At 66.0% G+C, this 17,750-nt stretch carries 12 protein-coding genes and 2 pseudogenes; 9 read left to right on the top strand and 5 right to left on the bottom strand.

The window, feature by feature from the left end; genetic code table 11:
• Positions 1–25 precede the first annotated feature (25 nt).
• From ACGI6K_RS21930 to ACGI6K_RS21915, 4 genes are read left to right on the top strand one after another with little or no spacing between them, the layout of a single operon-like run.
• On the top strand, positions 26–1,045 hold the full coding sequence (locus tag ACGI6K_RS21930) for an HlyD family efflux transporter periplasmic adaptor subunit (protein WP_376947262.1): 1,020 nt from the start codon (positions 26–28) through the stop codon (positions 1,043–1,045).
• Complete coding sequence (locus ACGI6K_RS21925; RefSeq protein ID WP_376947264.1) at positions 1,042–2,820, top strand: ATP-binding cassette domain-containing protein; 1,779 nt, start codon at positions 1,042–1,044, stop codon at positions 2,818–2,820. Before ACGI6K_RS21930 ends, ACGI6K_RS21925 begins: the two co-directional genes overlap by 4 nt.
• Positions 2,817–3,959 (top strand): ABC transporter permease, encoded by a 1,143-nt coding sequence (locus tag ACGI6K_RS21920; protein WP_376947266.1) that lies wholly within the window; start codon positions 2,817–2,819, stop codon positions 3,957–3,959. Before ACGI6K_RS21925 ends, ACGI6K_RS21920 begins: the two co-directional genes overlap by 4 nt.
• A gap of 11 nt (positions 3,960–3,970) precedes the next feature.
• A complete protein-coding gene (locus ACGI6K_RS21915; protein WP_376947268.1) occupies positions 3,971–5,080 on the top strand; it encodes an ABC transporter permease in 1,110 nt (369 codons plus the stop codon).
• A gap of 377 nt (positions 5,081–5,457) precedes the next feature.
• Here ACGI6K_RS21915 and ACGI6K_RS21910 read toward each other — a convergent pair whose 3' ends face one another.
• Entirely contained in the window at positions 5,458–5,814 is a 357-nt protein-coding gene (locus ACGI6K_RS21910; RefSeq protein WP_376947270.1) for a hypothetical protein, read from the bottom strand.
• Between the two features lie 380 nt (positions 5,815–6,194).
• Entirely contained in the window at positions 6,195–6,482 is a 288-nt protein-coding gene (locus tag ACGI6K_RS21905; RefSeq protein ID WP_376947272.1) for a hypothetical protein, read from the bottom strand.
• Positions 6,483–6,847: 365 nt separating this feature from the next.
• Between ACGI6K_RS21905 and yegQ the strand changes: the two genes are divergently transcribed.
• Positions 6,848–8,209 (top strand): tRNA 5-hydroxyuridine modification protein YegQ, encoded by a 1,362-nt coding sequence (gene yegQ, locus ACGI6K_RS21900; protein ID WP_376947274.1) that lies wholly within the window; start codon positions 6,848–6,850, stop codon positions 8,207–8,209.
• Positions 8,210–8,212: 3 nt separating this feature from the next.
• Here yegQ and ACGI6K_RS21895 read toward each other — a convergent pair whose 3' ends face one another.
• Positions 8,213–10,378: a putative bifunctional diguanylate cyclase/phosphodiesterase gene (locus ACGI6K_RS21895; RefSeq protein ID WP_377968908.1), complete on the bottom strand. Its 2,166-nt coding sequence runs from the start codon at positions 10,376–10,378 to the stop codon at positions 8,213–8,215.
• A 121-nt stretch (positions 10,379–10,499) separates the two neighbouring features.
• On the opposite strand from ACGI6K_RS21895, the gene uvrD reads away from it, so the two are divergent.
• The 4 genes and pseudogenes from uvrD to ACGI6K_RS21875 all read left to right on the top strand — a co-directional run.
• The gene (uvrD, locus tag ACGI6K_RS21890) at positions 10,500–12,680 is read left to right on the top strand and encodes a DNA helicase II (RefSeq protein ID WP_376947278.1); all 2,181 of its coding nucleotides are present in this window, start codon (positions 10,500–10,502) and stop codon (positions 12,678–12,680) included.
• 305 nt (positions 12,681–12,985) lie between these two features.
• Positions 12,986–13,552 (top strand): TetR/AcrR family transcriptional regulator, encoded by a 567-nt coding sequence (locus ACGI6K_RS21885; RefSeq protein WP_376947280.1) that lies wholly within the window; start codon positions 12,986–12,988, stop codon positions 13,550–13,552.
• 152 nt (positions 13,553–13,704) lie between these two features.
• Complete coding sequence (locus tag ACGI6K_RS21880; protein WP_376947282.1) at positions 13,705–14,559, top strand: Tim44 domain-containing protein; 855 nt, start codon at positions 13,705–13,707, stop codon at positions 14,557–14,559.
• A gap of 112 nt (positions 14,560–14,671) precedes the next feature.
• Positions 14,672–15,291 (top strand): annotated as a pseudogene (locus ACGI6K_RS21875) (IS110 family transposase); the annotation flags it as partial.
• A gap of 331 nt (positions 15,292–15,622) precedes the next feature.
• Here ACGI6K_RS21875 and ACGI6K_RS21870 read toward each other — a convergent pair.
• Both ACGI6K_RS21870 and ACGI6K_RS21865 read right to left on the bottom strand, forming a co-directional pair.
• A complete protein-coding gene (locus ACGI6K_RS21870; protein ID WP_376947284.1) occupies positions 15,623–17,017 on the bottom strand; it encodes a diguanylate cyclase in 1,395 nt (464 codons plus the stop codon).
• A 425-nt stretch (positions 17,018–17,442) separates the two neighbouring features.
• Positions 17,443–17,739: pseudogene (locus ACGI6K_RS21865) on the bottom strand (four-helix bundle copper-binding protein).
• Positions 17,740–17,750 lie beyond the last annotated feature (11 nt).

Genomic DNA, 17,750 nt, shown 5'->3' with positions numbered 1-17,750 from the left:
CTCCACGGAGTCCGGGCGTCCATCCATGACGAAAAAGCGTTTTCTCGCGGTAGCGCTCCTGTCGGCCGCGCTCGTCGCCAGCGGCCTGTACTGGTGGCAGCGGCGCAACGACGGCCCCGGCGATACCCTGACCCTGTACGGAAACGTCGATATCCGCCAGGTCGCGCTGGCCTTCGAAGGCAGCGACCGGATCGCCGAGATGCGCGTGGAGGAAGGCGACCGCGTCCGCGCCGGGCAGGTGCTGGCGATGCTGGACACGCGCACCCTTCGACTGCAGTTGGAGCAGGCCGTGGCGCAGGTCGAGGTACTCGAACAGAGCCTGCTGGCCCTGCGCAACGGCAGCCGCCCGGAGGAGATCGCGCAGGCCGACGCCCAAGTCGTCGCCGCCGCCGCCGAGGTCGAGCGCAGCCGCCTGCAATTCCGGCGCCTGCACGACGCATCCATGCGGACCGGCGGGCACGCCGTGAGCCGGCAGGATCTGGACAACGCCCAGGCCCAGTTGCGCGTAGCGCAGGCGCAGTTGGACGCACAACGACAGGCGCAGCGCCTGGCCAGGATCGGACCGCGCCAGGAGGACATCGCCCGCGCCGAGGCGCAATTGCGGGCGGCGCAGGCCGAGCGGGCATTGCTGCAGCACCGCATCGATCTGGCCGAGCTACGCGCGCCGCAGGCCGCCGTGGTGCGCGCGCGGCTGCTGGAGCCGGGCGACATGGCTTCGCCGCAGCAGCCGGCCTACACGCTGGCGCTGAACGACCCCAAATGGGTGCGCGCCTATGTGAACGAAGTCGAACTGGGCCGCATTTGGCCGGGCATGGCCGCCACGGTCGTCACCGACAGCGCACCGGACGCACCGATCGACGGACGGGTGGGTTTCATCTCCTCGGTCGCCGAGTTCACGCCCAAGTCCGTGCAGACCGAGGACCTGCGCACTACCTTGGTCTACGAGGTGCGCATCCTCGTCGACGATCCGCGCGACAGACTGCGCTTGGGCATGCCCGCCACGGTCCGGCTGGTCGCCGATGCAAAGTCGCAGGAACGACCATGAGCGCCGACGAGATCCTGGCCGTAGACGCACGCGGGGTCGGCAAGCGCTTCGCCGACCCCGCGACGCGGCGCCGTCTGGCCGCGCTCGACGAGGTCGACGTGCGGGTGGCGCATGGCGCACTCACCGCGCTGGTCGGACCGGACGGCGCTGGCAAGACCACCTTCTTGCGGCTAGTCGCCGGGCTGATGCGTCCGGACCGGGGCGAATTGTCGGTGTTGGGCCTGGATGTGACGCGCCAGCCGCAGGCGGTGCAGGACCGCATCAGCTACATGCCGCAGCGCTTCGGCCTCTACGAGGACCTGAGCGTGCAGGAGAACCTCGACCTGTACGCCGATCTGCATGCGCTGCCGCTGCCGGTGCGCCGCGAGCGTTTCGCCCGGTTGCTGGAGATGACCGACCTCGAGCGCTTCACCGGGCGCCCGGCGGGCAAGCTGTCCGGCGGCATGAAGCAGAAGCTCGGCCTGGCCTGCACGCTGGTGCGCTCGCCGGAACTGTTGCTGCTGGACGAGCCCACCGTCGGCGTCGATCCGCTGTCGCGGCGCGAACTGTGGGAGATCGTGCAGCGCCTGGTGACGCAGGAACGCCTGTCGGTACTTTTGGCGACTTCCTACATGGACGAGGCCGAGCGTTGCGCGCAGGTCCACGTGCTGCACGAAGGCCGTGTCCTGGCCAGCGGCGGTCCCGCCGAGATCGCCGCGCATGCCCGCGGCCTGTGCCACGACGCCGAGCCGCCACCGGGACAGCCGCCGCGCCTGCTCCAGGCGCGGCTGCTCGACGACGCGGCGATCGTCGATGCGGTGCCGCATGGCGGGCGCGTGCACTTCATCCTGCGCGGCGCTACAGGCCTGGCCGAACTCGGGCTGCCCGCGCGGACGCTGCGGCCGGTGGCCGAGAAGCTGGAGGATGGCTTCATGGTGTTGCTGCGCGCGCGCAGCGGCGAGCGCCCGGCCGAAGCCGCCCGGGCCATGTCCGAAGGCTCGGGCGACGCTGTAACCGGGGAAGACGCCCCGGTCATCAAGGTGCGCGACCTAGTGCGCCGCTTCGGCGACTTCGTCGCGGTCGACAAGACCAGCTTCAGCGTGCGGCGCGGCGAGATCTTCGGCCTGCTCGGCCCCAACGGCGCGGGCAAGACCACCACCTTCCGCATGCTCTGCGGGCTGCTGCCGCCGAGCAGCGGCCAAGCGCGCGTCGCTGGGCTCGACCTGCGCAGCGCGCGCGCCCAGGCGCGCGGCCGCATCGGCTACGTGTCGCAGAAGTTCGCCCTGTACGCGAACCTGACGGTGGAGGAAAACCTGCGTTTCTTCGGCGGCGCCTACGGCCTGCGCGGCGCCGCGTTGCGCCAACGCATGCAGGCGGTGCTCGCGCAATTCGACCTGCACGGACACGAAGCGCAGCCGGCCGGGCAGTTGCCCGGCGGCATCAAGCAGCGCCTGGCGATGGCGGTCGGGCTGCTGCACGAGCCAGAGATCCTGTTCCTCGACGAACCGACCAGCGGCGCCGATCCGCTGGCACGGCGCGGCTTCTGGCGGCGCATCACCGCGCTGGCGAGCGCCGGCACCACCATCGTGGTCACCACGCATTTCATGGAGGAAGCTGAATACTGCGACCGCATCGTCATCCAGGATGCCGGCAGGCTGCTGGCGCTGGGCACACCGGAGCAGGTAAGGCGGCAGGCCGGCGAGACCGCGCAGCGGCGCCTGGACATGGAGCAGGCCTTCATCGCCATCGTCGAACGCGCACGCGCGACGCGCGATACGACGGAACCGACGCCATGACGGGAACCCGGCGCGGCGCGTGGCGCGACTTCCGGCGACGGCTGGCGGCGCTGATTCGCAAGGAGTTCCGCCAGTTGCTGCGCGACCGCAGCAACCTGCTGATCGGCATCGGCCTGCCGATCGCGCTGATTTTGATCTTCGGCTACGGCCTATCGCTGGATGTGCGCGACGCGCGCCTGGCGGTGGCGCTGGAGGACGCCTCGCCGGCGGCATACGAGACGGTCGCCAGCCTAGAGGGCTCCACCTATATGGCCACCACGGTGGTGCGCTCGCTCGCCGCGGCCCGGCGCCTGATGGACGAACACCGGGTCGATGCGCTGCTCTACCTGCCCGCCGACTTCGCGCGGCGCGCGGCTGCCGGCGATGCGCGCGTGCAACTGTTGCTGCAGGGCGGCGATCCGACCCGCTCGGCGGCGATCCGCGGCTACGTCGAAGGCGCGCTGGCGCAGGGCGAGCAGAAGCGCTGGGACCGTCGGGGCGCCGCGGCGGGAAGCGGGGTGGTCGCGGTGGAGCGCATGTGGTTCAACGCCGCTAACGACAGTACCTGGTACCTGGTGCCCGGCTTGATCGTGCTGATCATGACCCTGGTCGGCACCTTCCTTACCGCCCTGGTGATGGCGCGCGAATGGGAGCGCGGCACGCTGGAGTCGCTGTTCGTCACTCCGGTGCGACCGAGCGAGGTGCTGCTAGCCAAGATGGTGCCGTACTTCGCGGTCGGACTGGTCGGGCTCGGCATGTGCCTGGCGGCTGCCCGGCTGCTGTTCGATGTGCCGATTCAGGGTTCGTTGGCGGTGCTGCTGGTTGCCAGCATGCTGTACATGGTCGTGTCGCTGGGCATCGGCTTGCTGATCTCGGCCTTCACCCGCAACCAGTTCCTGGCCAGCCAGGTCGCGATCCTGGCGAGCTTCATGCCTTCGCTGATGCTCTCGGGCTTCGTCTTCGACCTGCGCAATGTGCCGCCGGTGGTGCAGGTGGTCGGGCATCTGCTGCCGGCCACCTACTTCATGGAGCTGGTCAAGACGCTGTTCCTGGCCGGCACCTACTGGCCGATCGTGCTCAAAAACTGCGCGATCCTCGCCCTGTACGCGGTCGCGCTGCTGGCGCTGGCGCGCGCGGTGACGCGCAAGCGCCTAGATTGAGGACAAGTGCCGTGATCGACTACTTGTATCGACTCGCCAACCTGTGCCGCAAGGAGTTTCTGGCGGTGCTCAAGGACCCGGCCAACCGAGTGATCCTGATCGCGCCGGTAATCGTGCAGACCTTGCTGTTCGGCTATGGCGCGACCTTCGACCTGAACGACGTGCCCTATGCGGTGCTCGACCAGAGCCGTGGCGAGCTATCGATGCGCCTGCTGGCGCGGCTGGACGGGACCGGCAGGTTCCATCGCGTGGCCACGCTGCATTCGCCGGCACGGATCGCCGACCTCATCGATGCCGGCGACGCGCTGCTGGTGCTGCACTTCGCCGCGGACTTCGACAGCCGCTTGAGCAGCCTGGGCAGCGCGCCGCTGCAGGTACTGCTGGACGGGCGCAACTCGACCACGGCGGGCAACGCCGCCGCGCAGATCCGCGAAGTGGTGGCGAATTTCAACGCCACGCTGCCGGGAGTCGCCAGTCCTCCCGTCACGCTGGAGACACGCGCCTGGTTCAACCCGAACCTGGAAACGCGCTGGAATATCCTGCCGGGCCTGATCGCCTCGCTGAGCATGATCCAAGTGATGATGCTGGCGGCGCTGTCGGTGGCGCGCGAGCGCGAGCAGGGCACCTTCGACCAGTTGCTGGTGACTCCGGTCTCGCCCAGCCAGATCATGATCGGCAAGGCGTTGCCGGCCATCGTCATCGGCCTGCTGCAGTCGGCCCTGGTGATGCTGATTTCGATCCATTGGTTCGACGTGCCGATGGCCGGCGCGTGGCCGGCCCTGATCGTCGGCCTGCTGGTGTTCACCGTCGCGGTGGTGGGGGTCGGGCTGTCGATCTCGGCGCTGTCGGCCAACATGCAGCAGGCGATGCTGTACAGCTTCGTGCTGCTGGTGCCGCTGGTTCTGCTGTCGGGCCTGGCCACCCCGGTGCGCAACATGCCCGAGGCATTCCAGATCGCCACCCATGCCAACCCGCTGCGCTTCGCCATCGACCTGGTGCGCCGGGTGTATCTGGAAGGCGCGCCGCTGGATCAGGTCTGGCACGACTTCATCCCCATGGTCTGCGTGGAGGCGCTGACCCTGCCGCTAGCCGCCTGGCTGTTCCGCAACCGGCTCGCCTGAGTTTTCCATAAGTGTCCCGCGCTTTCGCAATGGCGTACCAGGAAGGGTCGCCGAAACCGGCATGCCGTCGCCGCTCCGTTCGATACCCGGAGCCATGATCGAGCATATCGACATCCATCTCGATTCGACCCCCCGCAGCGTTTGTGAAGACGAGGACGCCGGGAAACCCGGCGAGAGGACCGGGGCATCCGGCTCGCGGACGGGCGGAAAACGCAAAGACGCCGATACGGCCCCGGTTGCGCGGATGGGCCGACGGCATGGTTGACGTGGAAAAGTGAGGGCGGCTCTCCCGCCGCTTCGATCGCCAGGGGGGGCAGGGGGGGGCGGGAGAGCCTAACGCGGTATCGGCCCGGTCGGAGGTCCGGGCCGGAAAACTCTTAGCGGATGGCGCGCAGATTGTCGCCGGCATCGGCCAGGGCGGTGGTCTTGGGCCGTTTCGGATACGGACGGTTGCCGCGGATCTTGACCTTGTCGCCGGCGGCGAAGGTACGGTTCGGCGAGCGTACCGTCTTCAATTCGCCACTGTCGGTATGAACCACGTAGGCGCGGTCGCTGCCATTGGCCGCTTTTTGGACGGAGCCGCCGAACAGCGCCCCGACACCGGCACCGACCATCATGCCACCCATTGCCTTGCCGGAGGTCTGGTTCTTCACTTCACGAACGATCTCGTCTGCGTTGGCGGTGCCGATGGACAGCAGGCCGAAGGTCAGAGCCAGGATGCCGAACTTTTTCATGGCGGTTCCTCCGAGGAACTTTCAGTAGGCTTACGACATGGTCATTCCACGAAACATGCCAGAAGTTTTTTCATTTAAAATCAATAACTTATATTAATTTTCCCGGAGCGTTTCGCGACAAAATGTCGCGTCACGCACAAACGCTTGTCGGAATCCCTCCAAAAAATGAACTTTTATTGATCCAAATCAAGTAATCGTAGCCGTATCCGTGCTCGTTGCTCTCAAGAACAATGGATGACGCAAACGGGCAAAGGGACGATGCGGGCAGGAAGCGGCCTGCGCGATCTGGATGGAGACCGGCGCGAAGGGGCACAAGTGAAGAGGCAGAAACGGAGGCTCCCGGAACGGGATGCGGGAAGACAGGTCGAGAAACGGCTGACTCAGTTGGGCGCGTGCAGTAGCTTCTTCTCGCCGTCGGCGCCCTCGGCCTCGTGATCGCGTTCGCCGAGGCCGGCAGCCTCCTGGGCGCTGCCGCCGAACAGCGCGCCGACACCCGCCCCGATCAGCATGCCGAGCGGACCGCCGATGGCGCCGATCATCATGCCGTTCATGCCACCCAGCGACTTGCCGGTGGTCTGTTCCTCGGTTCCCTCGACCGCCTCGGCGGCATGCGCGCCAGCGAAAGCCAACAGGCCGAGGATTAGGGTCGGGATCGCGAAGTTCTTCATAATGGCTCCTTCGAGGAACATTGCTGGGTTTCTGCTTCCTTGAACCACTGGCTCGGGCGACCATTCCTCCTTAACGTCAGCAGGCGAGCGGTGCCAGATACGCTATGACGGGCCAAACCTTGAAACAAAACGTAATTATTCCATTGACCTGGATCAATACACGCCAGGCGATTTCCTACCTTGGTATAAACCACCTGGCTGTAACTACCCGTTCGCCGGGCTTTCCGGCATTGCGTGCAGAAGCTGTACCGTACGAAAAGCATGGAAACGACGGCCGTCGCCCGTATTCACCGGAAAGGCGCGCGTTCCGGCAAAGCGCAGTAGAATCTTCGCCCTTTCGCTACTAGCCCGCGAGTCGCTGCGCCATGACCGCTTCTGCCTTCCGTCCCGAACTGCTGTCTCCCGCCGGCACCCTCAAGTCCATGCGCTACGCCTTTGCCTACGGCGCCGATGCGGTGTACGCCGGGCAGCCACGCTACAGCCTGCGGGTGCGTAACAACGAATTCGATCATGCCCACCTGGCGCTCGGCATCGCGGAAGCCCACGCCCAGGGCAGACGCTTCTACGTGGTGGTCAACATCGCCCCGCACAACGCCAAGCTGAAAACCTTCCTCAAGGACCTGCAGCCGGTGATCGACATGCAACCGGATGCGCTGATCATGTCCGACCCGGGACTGATCATGCTGGTGCGCGAGCACTTTCCGGAAATCGCCATCCACCTCTCGGTACAGGCCAACGCGGTGAACTGGGCCAGCGTGGAGTTCTGGCGCCGCCAGGGGCTGACCCGGACGATCCTCTCCCGCGAGCTGTCGTTGGAGGAGATCGGCGAGATGCGTGAGCGGGTGCCGGGCATGGAGCTGGAGGTGTTCGTCCACGGCGCGCTGTGCATGGCCTATTCCGGTCGCTGTCTACTGTCCGGCTACATCAACCACCGCGATCCCAACCAGGGTACCTGCACCAACGCCTGCCGCTGGGAGTATCAGGCGCACGAGGGCAGAGAAGACGAACTGGGCAATATCGTCCACGTCCAGGAGCCGGTCCGGACGCAGCCGGCCGAGCCGACCCTGGGCAGTGGCGCGCCCACCCGGCGGCTGATGCTGCTCGAGGAGAGCAAGCGGCCGGGCGAGTACATGGAAGCCTTCGAGGACGAGCACGGCACCTACATCATGAACTCCAAGGACCTGCGCGCCGTGCAACACGTCGAGCGGCTGGTGAAGATGGGCGTGCATTCGCTGAAGATCGAGGGCCGCACCAAGAGCCACTACTACGTGGCGCGCACTGCCCAGGTCTACCGCAAGGCGATCGACGACGCGGTGGCCGGCCGGCCATTCGACAAGTCGTTGATGGATACCCTGGAATCGCTGGCCCATCGCGGCTACACCGAGGGTTTTTTGCGCCGCCACGTACACGACGAATACCAGAACTACGCCCATGGCTATTCGCTGTCCGAACGCCAGCAGTTCGTCGGCGAGCTGACCGGCGAGCGCCGCAACGGTCTGGCCGAGGTGCAGGTGAAGAACCGTTTCGCCCTCGGCGACCGCCTGGAGCTGATGACTCCCCGGGGCAACCTGAACTTCCGCCTGGAGACGCTGGAGAACAAGCGCGGCGAGCGCGCCGAGGTAGCCCCGGGCGACGGCCACATCCTTTACCTGCCGGTGCCGGAAGACGTAAACCTCGGCCATGCCCTCCTGATGCGCGAGTTGGACGGCGCCACCACCCGCGGCTGAGACTCAATCGACCGCGCAGGATGGCTGCGCGGTCTGCTCGTGCAAGCGGCTGGTCAGGATCGCCGCCTCCACCGGCCGGCCGATCAGATAACCCTGGATCTCGTCGCAGCCGTGCTCGCGCAGGAACTCGAGCTGCGCCGGCTCCTCGACCCCCTCGGCGACCACCTCCAGGCCCAGGTTGTGGGCCATGACGATGATTGCCCGGATGATCGCCGCATCGCCGCCCCGGCCGGAGCCGTCGAGGCTGCGGATGAAGATCTGGTCGATCTTCACCACGTTCACCGGCAGATGCTTGAGATAGCCGAGCGACGAATAGCCGGTACCGAAATCGTCGATCGCCAGGCGCACGCCCAAAGCGCGCAGCGCGCCGAACACCCGGGTCAGGTGCTCGACATCGTCCGACAACTGGCTCTCGGTCAGCTCCAGTTCCAGCAGGTGCGCCGGCAGGCCGGTCCTCGCCAGCACGGCGCCGACCCGCTCGACGAAGTTGCCCTGGCGCAACTGGCCCATGGAGACGTTCACCGCCACGCGCAGCCCGGCGATGCCCGCCTGCAGCCAGGCGCTTGCCTGGCTGCAGGCCTCGGACAAAACGAAGTCGCCGATAGCGCCGATCTGTCCGGTTTCCTCGGCCAGGGGGATGAACTGGGCCGGCGAGACCAGGCCCCGCTGGGGATGGCGCCAGCGCACCAGCGCCTCGGCGCCCTGCAGGCGGTTCGCCGCGAAATTCAGCTTCGGCTGGTAGAACACCTCCAGCTCGCCGCGCCCCAGCGCCTTGTCCAGTTGCGCTTCGAGCAGCAGGCGCTCGCGGCTGCTGCTCTGCAGGCCGTCGCGGTAGAACTGCACGGTGTTGCAACCGAGCTGCTTGGCGTGGCGCATGGCCATCGCCGCCTGGCAGAGCAGCGTCGTCGGATCGCCGCCGGCCGCGGACAACAGGCCGATTCCCAGCGAGGCGCTGACCACCACCTCGTGCTCGTCCACCGATACTCCATGGCGTAGCAGGGTGAGCAGGTGCCGCCCGAGCTGTTCCACTTCATCCAGGCTCTTGTCGGTATTGAGCAGCACGGCGAATTCGTCGACGGCGATCCGCGCAACGATGTCCGCCCGGCGCAGGCTGCCGCCGAGGCGGCGGGCCAGCTCGCGGACGATCTCGTCGGCGAGCTGATGGCCGAGGCTTTCGTTGAGCCGCTTGAAGCGATCCAGGTTGAAATGCATCAGCACCAGTTCGTGCCCAGGCACCCGCGGACGGCTGGCCAGAAGCTTCAGGCGGCGCAGCAGCAGACTGCGGTTGGCCAGACCGGTCATCGGGTCGTGGCTGGAGAGGTAGCGACGCAGCGCCTTTTCCTCGCGACGCGCCCGTTCGCTGGCGGTGAGCGCCCGGGTGCGTTCGTCGACCCGCTCCTCCAGCGCTTTCTGCGCGCTGCGCAGTTCTTCCTCGACCTGCTTGCGCAACTGCACCTCGCGCGCCAGCTCGTCGTTCAGTTGGGCGGCGGCCGAGCGGCTCTGTTTCTCGAACTCCAGCAGCGAACAGTTCTGGTAATGCTGCAGTAGGTTGTGGCGGGTCGCCCGGTTGATCTGCCAGGCGCTGAGCACGAGAGCCGCCAGCAGGATCAGGCCGAGGCTGCCCCAGCCCTGCAGTTCGCCGCTGTCGAAGCTGAGCAGATAGAGGCTGGAGGGCAACAAGGCGGGCAGGGCGAAGGCGAGGAAGGCGCGCAGGCTGGCCGCGTAGGCCATGCTGGCGCAGATGGTCGCTGCCGCCAGCAGGCCATGGATCAGCGCCTGTTGTAGCGGCGTGGCCAGCGGCAGGAGGAAGATGCCGGTCTGGGTCAGGGTCGCCCCCGACACCGCGGCGCCGACCAGGAAGGTGAAGCGCCAGCCAGGGTCGGCCTGGCGCTCCGCCGGAGTCCGGAAGAAGGCGAGGATGCGCCACAGGCTTAAGCCGACCAGCAGGCCCAGCCAGAGCGCCAGCCAGGCCAGGGACGATGGGCTGTGCTGTTCCCAGCGCAGCAGCACGCAGCTTAGGCCGCCGCTCAGCATCAAAATGATCGGTAGCGGCGCGGCGCGGTACAGGCGACGGTTCACGGCCGCCTCCATCTGCACGCCGTAGCGCTTTCGGATGCTCTCCGGCTCTATGGCCGGTGGCACGACGTTGGCGGAAAGAACGAAGTTCATGTCCATGGTTCCAATTGACGCATCCAGTTCCAAGGTCAGAGATCGGACGATCTTTCTCGGTCTGGCATTGTAGGGTAACCCGAGTTTGCTCCGTCTTCATTGCCGCCGCTAGAATGCCTTGATGCGCGAAGACCTTTCCTTTCTGCTAAGTGCACTCAACGCCGCCCAGCGCCAAGCCGTGACCGCTCCCCTGGGGCCGCGTCTGGTGCTGGCCGGCGCCGGCTCGGGCAAGACCCGCGTGCTGGTGCATCGCATCGCCTGGCTGATCGAGGTGGAGAATGCTTCTCCCCACGCGATCCTCGCCGTGACCTTCACCAACAAGGCCGCCGCCGAAATGCGCGCGCGCATCGAGCAGTTGCTCGGGACGAGCCCGATGGGCATGTGGATCGGCACCTTCCACGGCCTGGCCCACCGCTTGCTGCGCGCCCACTGGCAGGAAGCGGGTCTCGCCGAGAACTTCCAGATCCTCGACGCCGATGACCAGCAGCGGCTGGTCAAGCGGGTGATCCGCGAACTGGGTCTCGACGAGCAGCGCTGGCCGGTGCGCCAGGCGCAGTGGTTCATCAACGCCAAGAAGGACGAAGGCCTGCGCCCGCAGCACATCCAGCCGGGTGGCGACCTGTTCCTCGCTACCCAGACGAAGATCTACGCGGCCTACGAGGCGGCCTGCGCCCGCGCCGGGGTGATCGACTTCGCCGAGCTGCTGCTGCGCTCCCTCGACCTGTGGCGCGACCGGCCGGGCCTGCTGGAGCACTACCAGCGGCGCTTCCGGCATATGCTGGTCGACGAGTTCCAGGACACCAACGCCGTGCAGTACGCCTGGCTGCGCCTGCTCGCGCAGGGCGGCGCCAGCCTGATGGCAGTCGGCGACGACGACCAGTCGATCTATGGCTGGCGCGGCGCGCGGATCGAGAACATCCAGCGGTTGTGCCAGGACTTTCCGGCCGCCGAAACCATCCGCTTGGAGCAGAACTACCGCTCCACCGGCAGCATCCTCAAGGCCGCCAACGCGCTGATCGCCAACAACCAGGGCCGCCTCGGCAAGGAGCTGTGGACCGAGGGCGCCGACGGCGAGCCGATCGGCCTCTACGCCGCCTTCAACGAGCACGACGAGGCGCGCTACGTGGTCGACAGCATCGAGCAGGCGCTCAAGGACGGCCTGACACGCAGCGAGATCGCCATCCTTTACCGCTCCAACGCCCAGTCGCGGGTACTCGAGGAGGCGCTGCTGCGGGAGAAGATCCCCTACCGCATCTACGGCGGCCAGCGCTTCTTCGAACGCGCCGAGATCAAGAACGCGGTGGCCTACCTGCGGCTGATCCACACCCGCCACAACGACGCGGCGCTGGAGCGGATCATCAACCTGCCGGCCCGCGGCATCGGCGAGAAGACCGTCGAGACCCTGCGCCAACTGGCCCGCGAGGCCGACCTCTCGCTGTGGGGCGCACTGCACCAGGCGGTTGGCGGCAAGCTGGTTTCCGGCCGCGCCGCCAGCGCGCTGAACGCCTTCGTCGAACTGATCGACAACCTGGCCCTCAAGGTCGAGCAACTGCCGCTGCCGCAGACGATCCAGGTGGTGGTCGAGGATTCCGGACTGCGCGCCTACCACGGCGCGGAAAAGGGCGAGAAGGCCCAAGCACGGGTGGAGAACCTAGAGGAACTGGTCAGCGCCGCCCGCGCCTTCGAGCACTACGAGGACGAGGGCCTGCAAACCCCGTTGGCGGCCTTCCTCGACCACGCCTCGCTGGAGGCCGGCGAACAGCAGGCCGGCGACTTCGAGGACAGCGTGCAGTTGATGACCCTGCACAGCGCCAAGGGCTTGGAGTTCCCGCAGGTGTTTCTGGTCGGCATGGAGGAGGGCCTGTTCCCCCACAAGATGAGCCTGGAGGAACCCGGCCGCCTGGAGGAAGAGCGCCGCCTGGCCTACGTCGGCATCACCCGCGCCATGCGGCGCCTGGTGGTCAGCTATGCCGAGACCCGCCGGCTGTACGGCAGCGAGACCTACAACAGGATCTCGCGCTTCGTCCGCGAGATCCCGCCGGCATTGCTGCGCGAGGTGCGCCTGTCCAACGGACCCGGCCGTCCCGTCGCCGTCCGCGCCGGCCAGGGCTCGCTGCTCGCCGGCGTTGCCGTGCCGGACAGCCCCTTCGCCCTCGGCCAGCGCGTGCGCCATCCGCTGTTCGGCGAAGGCATCATCCTCAACTTCGAGGGTGCCGGCGCCCAGGCGCGGGTGCAGGTGAACTTCGAGGACGAAGGCCGCAAGTGGCTGATGCTCGGCTACGCCAAGCTGGAAGCGGTCTGACTACCGGCCTTTTCAGGGCCTTGCACACTGTCCTGGCCGGAGGAACCAGCTCGATGGCGCCCAGGCAGGCGCGAACCTGTTCACGGCACTTTTGCCCGGCGTGACCCAATCGCGGACAAACCTGATCTTCCCCATGCCCATGGAGACTGTTTCCAGCCACTTCGGCCTTTTCGGCCAGGCCTTGCCGTCCCCCCATACCCATCCGTCGGCTGCTGCGTTCTACGGCTTATTAACCACCTCGCCACCGGTCGCCGCCAACGCTGGCCGTTGCGAAAGCGGCCATACTGGAAAGCGGAGGTGAGTCCATGACGAGTGCCGCGCAGATTCTCGATACCGCCCTGCAGATCGCCGAGCGCAGCGGTTGGGAACATCTACGCTTGTTCGACGTGGCCGCCACGCTGGATATCGGGCTCGACGAGATTGCCCGCCACTACCGGGACAAGGATGCCTTGGTGGAGGCCTGGTTCGACCGGGCCGACGCCGCCCTGCTCGCCCGGGCCCGGAACGCCGACCTGGCGGCGATGACGCCCGCCGGTCGGCTGGAGGAACTGCTGGTGGCCTGGTTCGCCGCGCTGGCCCCGCACCGGGTCCTGACCGGGGAGATGCTGTGCTACAAGCTCGAGCCCGGCCATATCTACCTGCAGGCGCAGGGGCTGATGCGCATCAGCCGCACGGTGCAGTGGTGGCGCGAGGCGGCCGGACGGAGCGACGCCTGGCTCGCGCGCATCGGCGAGGAATGCGCACTCAGCACTGTCTATCTGTGCACTTTCGCCCACTGGCTGCGTTATCGCCGGGAGGACGAAGCGGCGCTACGCGTCTACCTGCGTCGGCGCCTGCACAGCCTGCCGCTGGCCTGCCTGCTGCAGCCTTGAGCCGGTCCCCGGTGCAAAAGCTCGAAACATTTCTCCTTGGCGCGAACCCAGTGTCCGGCCGCGATCGGCTCCCGGTTGGGAAATAATGAATGACAGACCCCGGCACCGCTGGGCAAGATGAATTGCGTGACTTCAACTACAGGAATTCCCACATGCGTCGTTTTCTCAGCATTTTCATGGCCTGTTGTGTGGTCATGACCCTCAGCCTCGACGCCAACGCCAAGCGTTTCGGCGGCGGCAAGTCATCCGGCAGCGCACCGAGCCACCAAAGCAGCCAGATGCGCCAGGCCCAGCCGCAACAGCCGGCCGGCAGCACCGCCACGGCGCCGAACGCGGCCGCGCCGGCGCCCGCCCGTCCGGCCAGCGGCGCCTCGCGCTGGCTCGGTCCGCTGGCCGGCATCGCCGCCGGCGGCCTGCTGGCCTCGATGTTCATGGGTGACGGCTTCGATGGCATCCAGTTGTTCGACATTCTGATCCTCGCGGTGATCGCCTTCCTGGTATACCGCTTGATCGCCGCCCGCCGGCGCAAGCTGCATCCGGCCATGGCCGGCCACGCGCCGATGCAGCGGGAAACGCCGGCCCAGCCGCGTCCGGCCGCAACGGGCACCGCCCAGCGGCGCGCACCGATCCAAGCGCCTGCCTGGTTCAACGAACAGCGTTTCCTGGAAGCCGCGCGCCAGCATTTCACGGCCCTGCAACAGCACTGGGACGCCAATGAGCTGGACAAAATCGCCGAGTTCGTCACTCCGCAGATGCTCGAGTTCATTCGCAAGGAACGTGCCGAGCTGGGCGATGGTTTCCAGTCCACCTACATCGACAACCTGCAAGTGCAACTGGACGGTGTGGACGATTTGGCCGACAAGACCGTCGCCACCCTGACCTTCAGCGGCGTGTCGAAGAGCTCCCGCTTCGAGCAGGGCGAGACCTTCAGCGAGAGTTGGCGCATGGAGCGCCGTCAGGGCGAGAACCAGCCCTGGCTGATCGCCGGCATCCGCCAGAACGGCTGATTTACATCTGCGACGAAAACCCCGGGGCCGCCCGGGTTTTAATGAGATGGTCACCCCCACACCCTGCGAAAGCTAACTTTCGCAGGGTGTTTTATTTTCGCAGACCATCGCCATGAGTACAGTCGCACTGGTAGGCATCGATCTTGGCAAGCACAGTTTCCATCTGCATGGGCAGGACAAGGCGGGGCGGGAGGTCTTCGGCAAAAAAGCGACACGCCTACACAGATGATGCGTTTGCTGGGCAATCTGCCAGCCTGCACCGTGGCGCTGGAGGTCTATACGGGGGCTCACTTCATTGCGCGCCAACTGATCGCGACCGGGCATGAGGTAAAGTTGATCGCGCCACGGTTTGTCCGTCCGTTCGTCAAGAGCAACAAGAACGACTTCATCGATGCCGAGGCGATCCGCGAAGCGGCTTCTCGACCGACCATGCGTTTTGTTACGCCGAAGACAGAGGTACGACAGACGTTATCGGTGCCGCACCGCGTACGCGACTCCTTAGTGCGCGACCGTACGAAAACCGTCAATCCGGTCCATGGCTTCTTGTTGGAGTTCGGCGTCAGCTTGCCCAAGGGGCTTTCGCTGGTTAGGTGCTTGCCAACAACACTGGCCGAGCACGAGCTGCCGCACCGACTGGTCGTATTGCTGATGCGTTTGCATAGCCACGTCTGTTACTTGGACGAGCAGATCAGGGATTTGGACAAAGAAATGACCAACCAGCAGTTGGCCGATGCCCGGAGCGCCTGGGCTATCGCCGCCAACCATTCGAAATTTGAAGCAGGGCCAAGCGCTTGCGCCGCCTGACCCTGCGGTTACCGCTGTACCACGAAACACTCTTCAGGTTTTGCGTTAACCGAACAGCCGATGATGCGAACGGCTCACCGGCCTGGTGGATACCCCGTAGAAACGATTGGCTCTCGAAGCCGCGGTTTTTCTTAGGACCATCAGGCGCGACTCTCATCGTGGCGCGGGGCATGCCCCAGACAGATGCCGGATAGATTCAAGCAAGGCAAATACTCATCGCTGATCGGTGTTGCAAAAACGGGGATGACCATAGACCTTTTCAGCCCTCCAGCTTCCGGGCCAGCACCACTTGGTTGCGTCCGCCGTGCTTGGCCTCGTACAGCGCCTGGTCGGCTCGGCGCAGCAGGTGCTGATAATCCGGATGGCCGTCGTACAGGGCCACGCCGATGCTTACGGTCAGTTGCAGGACCTGCTCGCCCGGCAGGCGGAAGCGCTCCTGCGCCGCCTGATGGCGCAGCTTCTCGGCCACCCCGAGCGCATGTGCCTGGGTGACGTCGACCAGCAGCACGAGAAACTCCTCGCCGCCCATGCGGAACACGTAGTCGCCGCCGCGGCAATGGTTGCTGAGCAAGGAGGCGAGCTGCTGCAGGACCAAATCGCCGGCCTCGTGGCCGAATTCGTCGTTGATGTGCTTGAAGCGGTCGATATCCACGGCCAGCACAGCGAAGGAGCGCTCGTTCTGCCGCGCATAGGCCACTTCCTTGGCCATGATCACCGGCAGGAACTTGCGGTTGAGCATGTGCGTCAGCACATCACGGCCGCTCTCCAGGACAGTGGCCTGCTCGAACAGGTTACCCAGGTGGAAAATGATGCTCTTAGTCTGCTCGCGCAGCAGGCGCAGACTCTGCGGGTGCTGGTCCGCGTCCGCCCCGGCCGCCGGTTGCTCGAACAGCGGCAGCAGCACCTCGTCGATTTGCCGCATGCCCTCTAGGATCAGCTCGGTTTCCCGCAAGCCCTGGAAGGTATGGGCTCCCTTATGGCGAAACCACAGGCCGAACTCGGAGTTGCACAGCCTGGGCAACTGCGTGGCGAGCTGGCCGACCGCCAGGTCGAACATCAGGTAGTTTTCCCAGTCGAGCAGGGCGGACCGCTGGCGCTCCTGTTCGATGCCGATGTTGTGTGCCACCGAGAACAGCCGATATCCCTCCTCGCTGCGCGAGTTGCGGTCGTAGGCGTCAGAGAAGGCCCGGCTCATGATTTCCATGGCCAGGTCGACGGTTTCGCTGATCAGGCGCTGGCCGAAGAGCTTGTGTTCGAGATCAAGGGGACGCTGGCAGAACAGGACGAACAGCCGCTCGCGCAGATGCCGGGCGCCGCGCAGCACCAGATGGATGGGAATCTTGATGCGCGCATGGATCTCGCCGATCTGCTTCTGCTGGGCGATCAGCGCCTGCAGCGCGGCATCGTCGTCGTTCATGGAGAATACCGAGACGATCCATTGTTGCAGGGTGCCGTGCAGACGGCTCTTCACCTGCTCATGGGTGAGGAAGAACATGGCCTGTGCGTCCTGCAGCATCTGCTCATAGAAATACCCGGCCAGTTCGCGCTGGTGGGTAGTGGCCAACTCCTTGATTTGGGTGACGACTGGGGCGGGAAATTGCCCCAACAATAGTTTCCATTCTGCGGCCTGTTGTTCTGGGGAGATACCGGGCATAGAAGTTCCTGCTCTGTTCGACATCTAAATGTGCCGCGCTAGGTGTTATGATCGGAACGATATTCGCCTCTGCGTCCGCCCACTGCGGCGGGAGTCCAGTTGAGAAAGCCGCCATTCACTGATATGTCGGCCATGGCGGTCGGGACGTTTTGACCGGGTGCAATCTCTCGAAGGCAACCAACACCCGATGTCTGTCGTGGGATACGGGCATGACGCGCAACGCGGGCAGTATCGCGGAGCGTCAAGGGGGAGTCCAGATCGTCGTCGGCCAGGCGGGACGCTTCCGAGCACTGCGCACTGCGACACAGGCGCGTACCACTTGACAAGTGACAGATCCTGATAGTTTTTCGTATGTCGTTATATTGACACCAGCCTCTGCGCCGGTCGCCTTGCCGCCCGCCGTACGGGCAGGCTTCATTCCCGCCTCAGGCGGCCATCCGCTCGCATTCCTCGGCACATGCTCGGCAGGCCTGGGCGCAGCGCCGGCAGTCTCCGGCCTCATGCCGGGCGCACTCCTCGGCGCAGGCGCGGCAAACCTGCGCGCACTGCCGGCAGAACGCCACGGCATGGTCGCTGTCCCGCGCCATCAGAGTGACGGCCAAAATGCAGCGCGCCATCGCCTACACATCGTCCTCACGCAGGCAGGAGGCCGCGCAGGTTTCGCAGGTCCAGGCGCAGTCGCCGCAGGCCCGGATACAGGATTCGTACATGGAAGCATTCATGTTCGTTCTCC

Source organism: Azorhizophilus paspali (assembly GCF_043587585.2).
GTDB lineage: Bacteria > Pseudomonadota > Gammaproteobacteria > Pseudomonadales > Pseudomonadaceae > Azotobacter > Azotobacter paspali.
This window is presented reverse-complemented; position numbering and strand designations above follow the sequence as displayed.

What these genes read in the sequence shown, in the direction of transcription:
- ACGI6K_RS21930 (WP_376947262.1), top strand. Translation starts at nt 26, where the DNA reads ATGACGAAAAAGCGTTTTCTCGCGGTAGCGCTCCTGTCGGCCGCGCTC.
- ACGI6K_RS21925 (WP_376947264.1), top strand. Translation starts at nt 1,042, where the DNA reads ATGAGCGCCGACGAGATCCTGGCCGTAGACGCACGCGGGGTCGGCAAG.
- ACGI6K_RS21920 (WP_376947266.1), top strand. Translation starts at nt 2,817, where the DNA reads ATGACGGGAACCCGGCGCGGCGCGTGGCGCGACTTCCGGCGACGGCTG.
- ACGI6K_RS21910 (WP_376947270.1), bottom strand. Translation starts at nt 5,814, where the DNA reads ATGAAAAAGTTCGGCATCCTGGCTCTGACCTTCGGCCTGCTGTCCATC.
- ACGI6K_RS21905 (WP_376947272.1), bottom strand. Translation starts at nt 6,482, where the DNA reads ATGAAGAACTTCGCGATCCCGACCCTAATCCTCGGCCTGTTGGCTTTC.
- yegQ (WP_376947274.1), top strand. Translation starts at nt 6,848, where the DNA reads ATGACCGCTTCTGCCTTCCGTCCCGAACTGCTGTCTCCCGCCGGCACC.
- ACGI6K_RS21895 (WP_377968908.1), bottom strand. Translation starts at nt 10,378, where the DNA reads ATGAACTTCGTTCTTTCCGCCAACGTCGTGCCACCGGCCATAGAGCCG.
- uvrD (WP_376947278.1), top strand. Translation starts at nt 10,500, where the DNA reads ATGCGCGAAGACCTTTCCTTTCTGCTAAGTGCACTCAACGCCGCCCAG.
- ACGI6K_RS21885 (WP_376947280.1), top strand. Translation starts at nt 12,986, where the DNA reads ATGACGAGTGCCGCGCAGATTCTCGATACCGCCCTGCAGATCGCCGAG.
- ACGI6K_RS21880 (WP_376947282.1), top strand. Translation starts at nt 13,705, where the DNA reads ATGCGTCGTTTTCTCAGCATTTTCATGGCCTGTTGTGTGGTCATGACC.
- ACGI6K_RS21870 (WP_376947284.1), bottom strand. Translation starts at nt 17,017, where the DNA reads ATGCCCGGTATCTCCCCAGAACAACAGGCCGCAGAATGGAAACTATTG.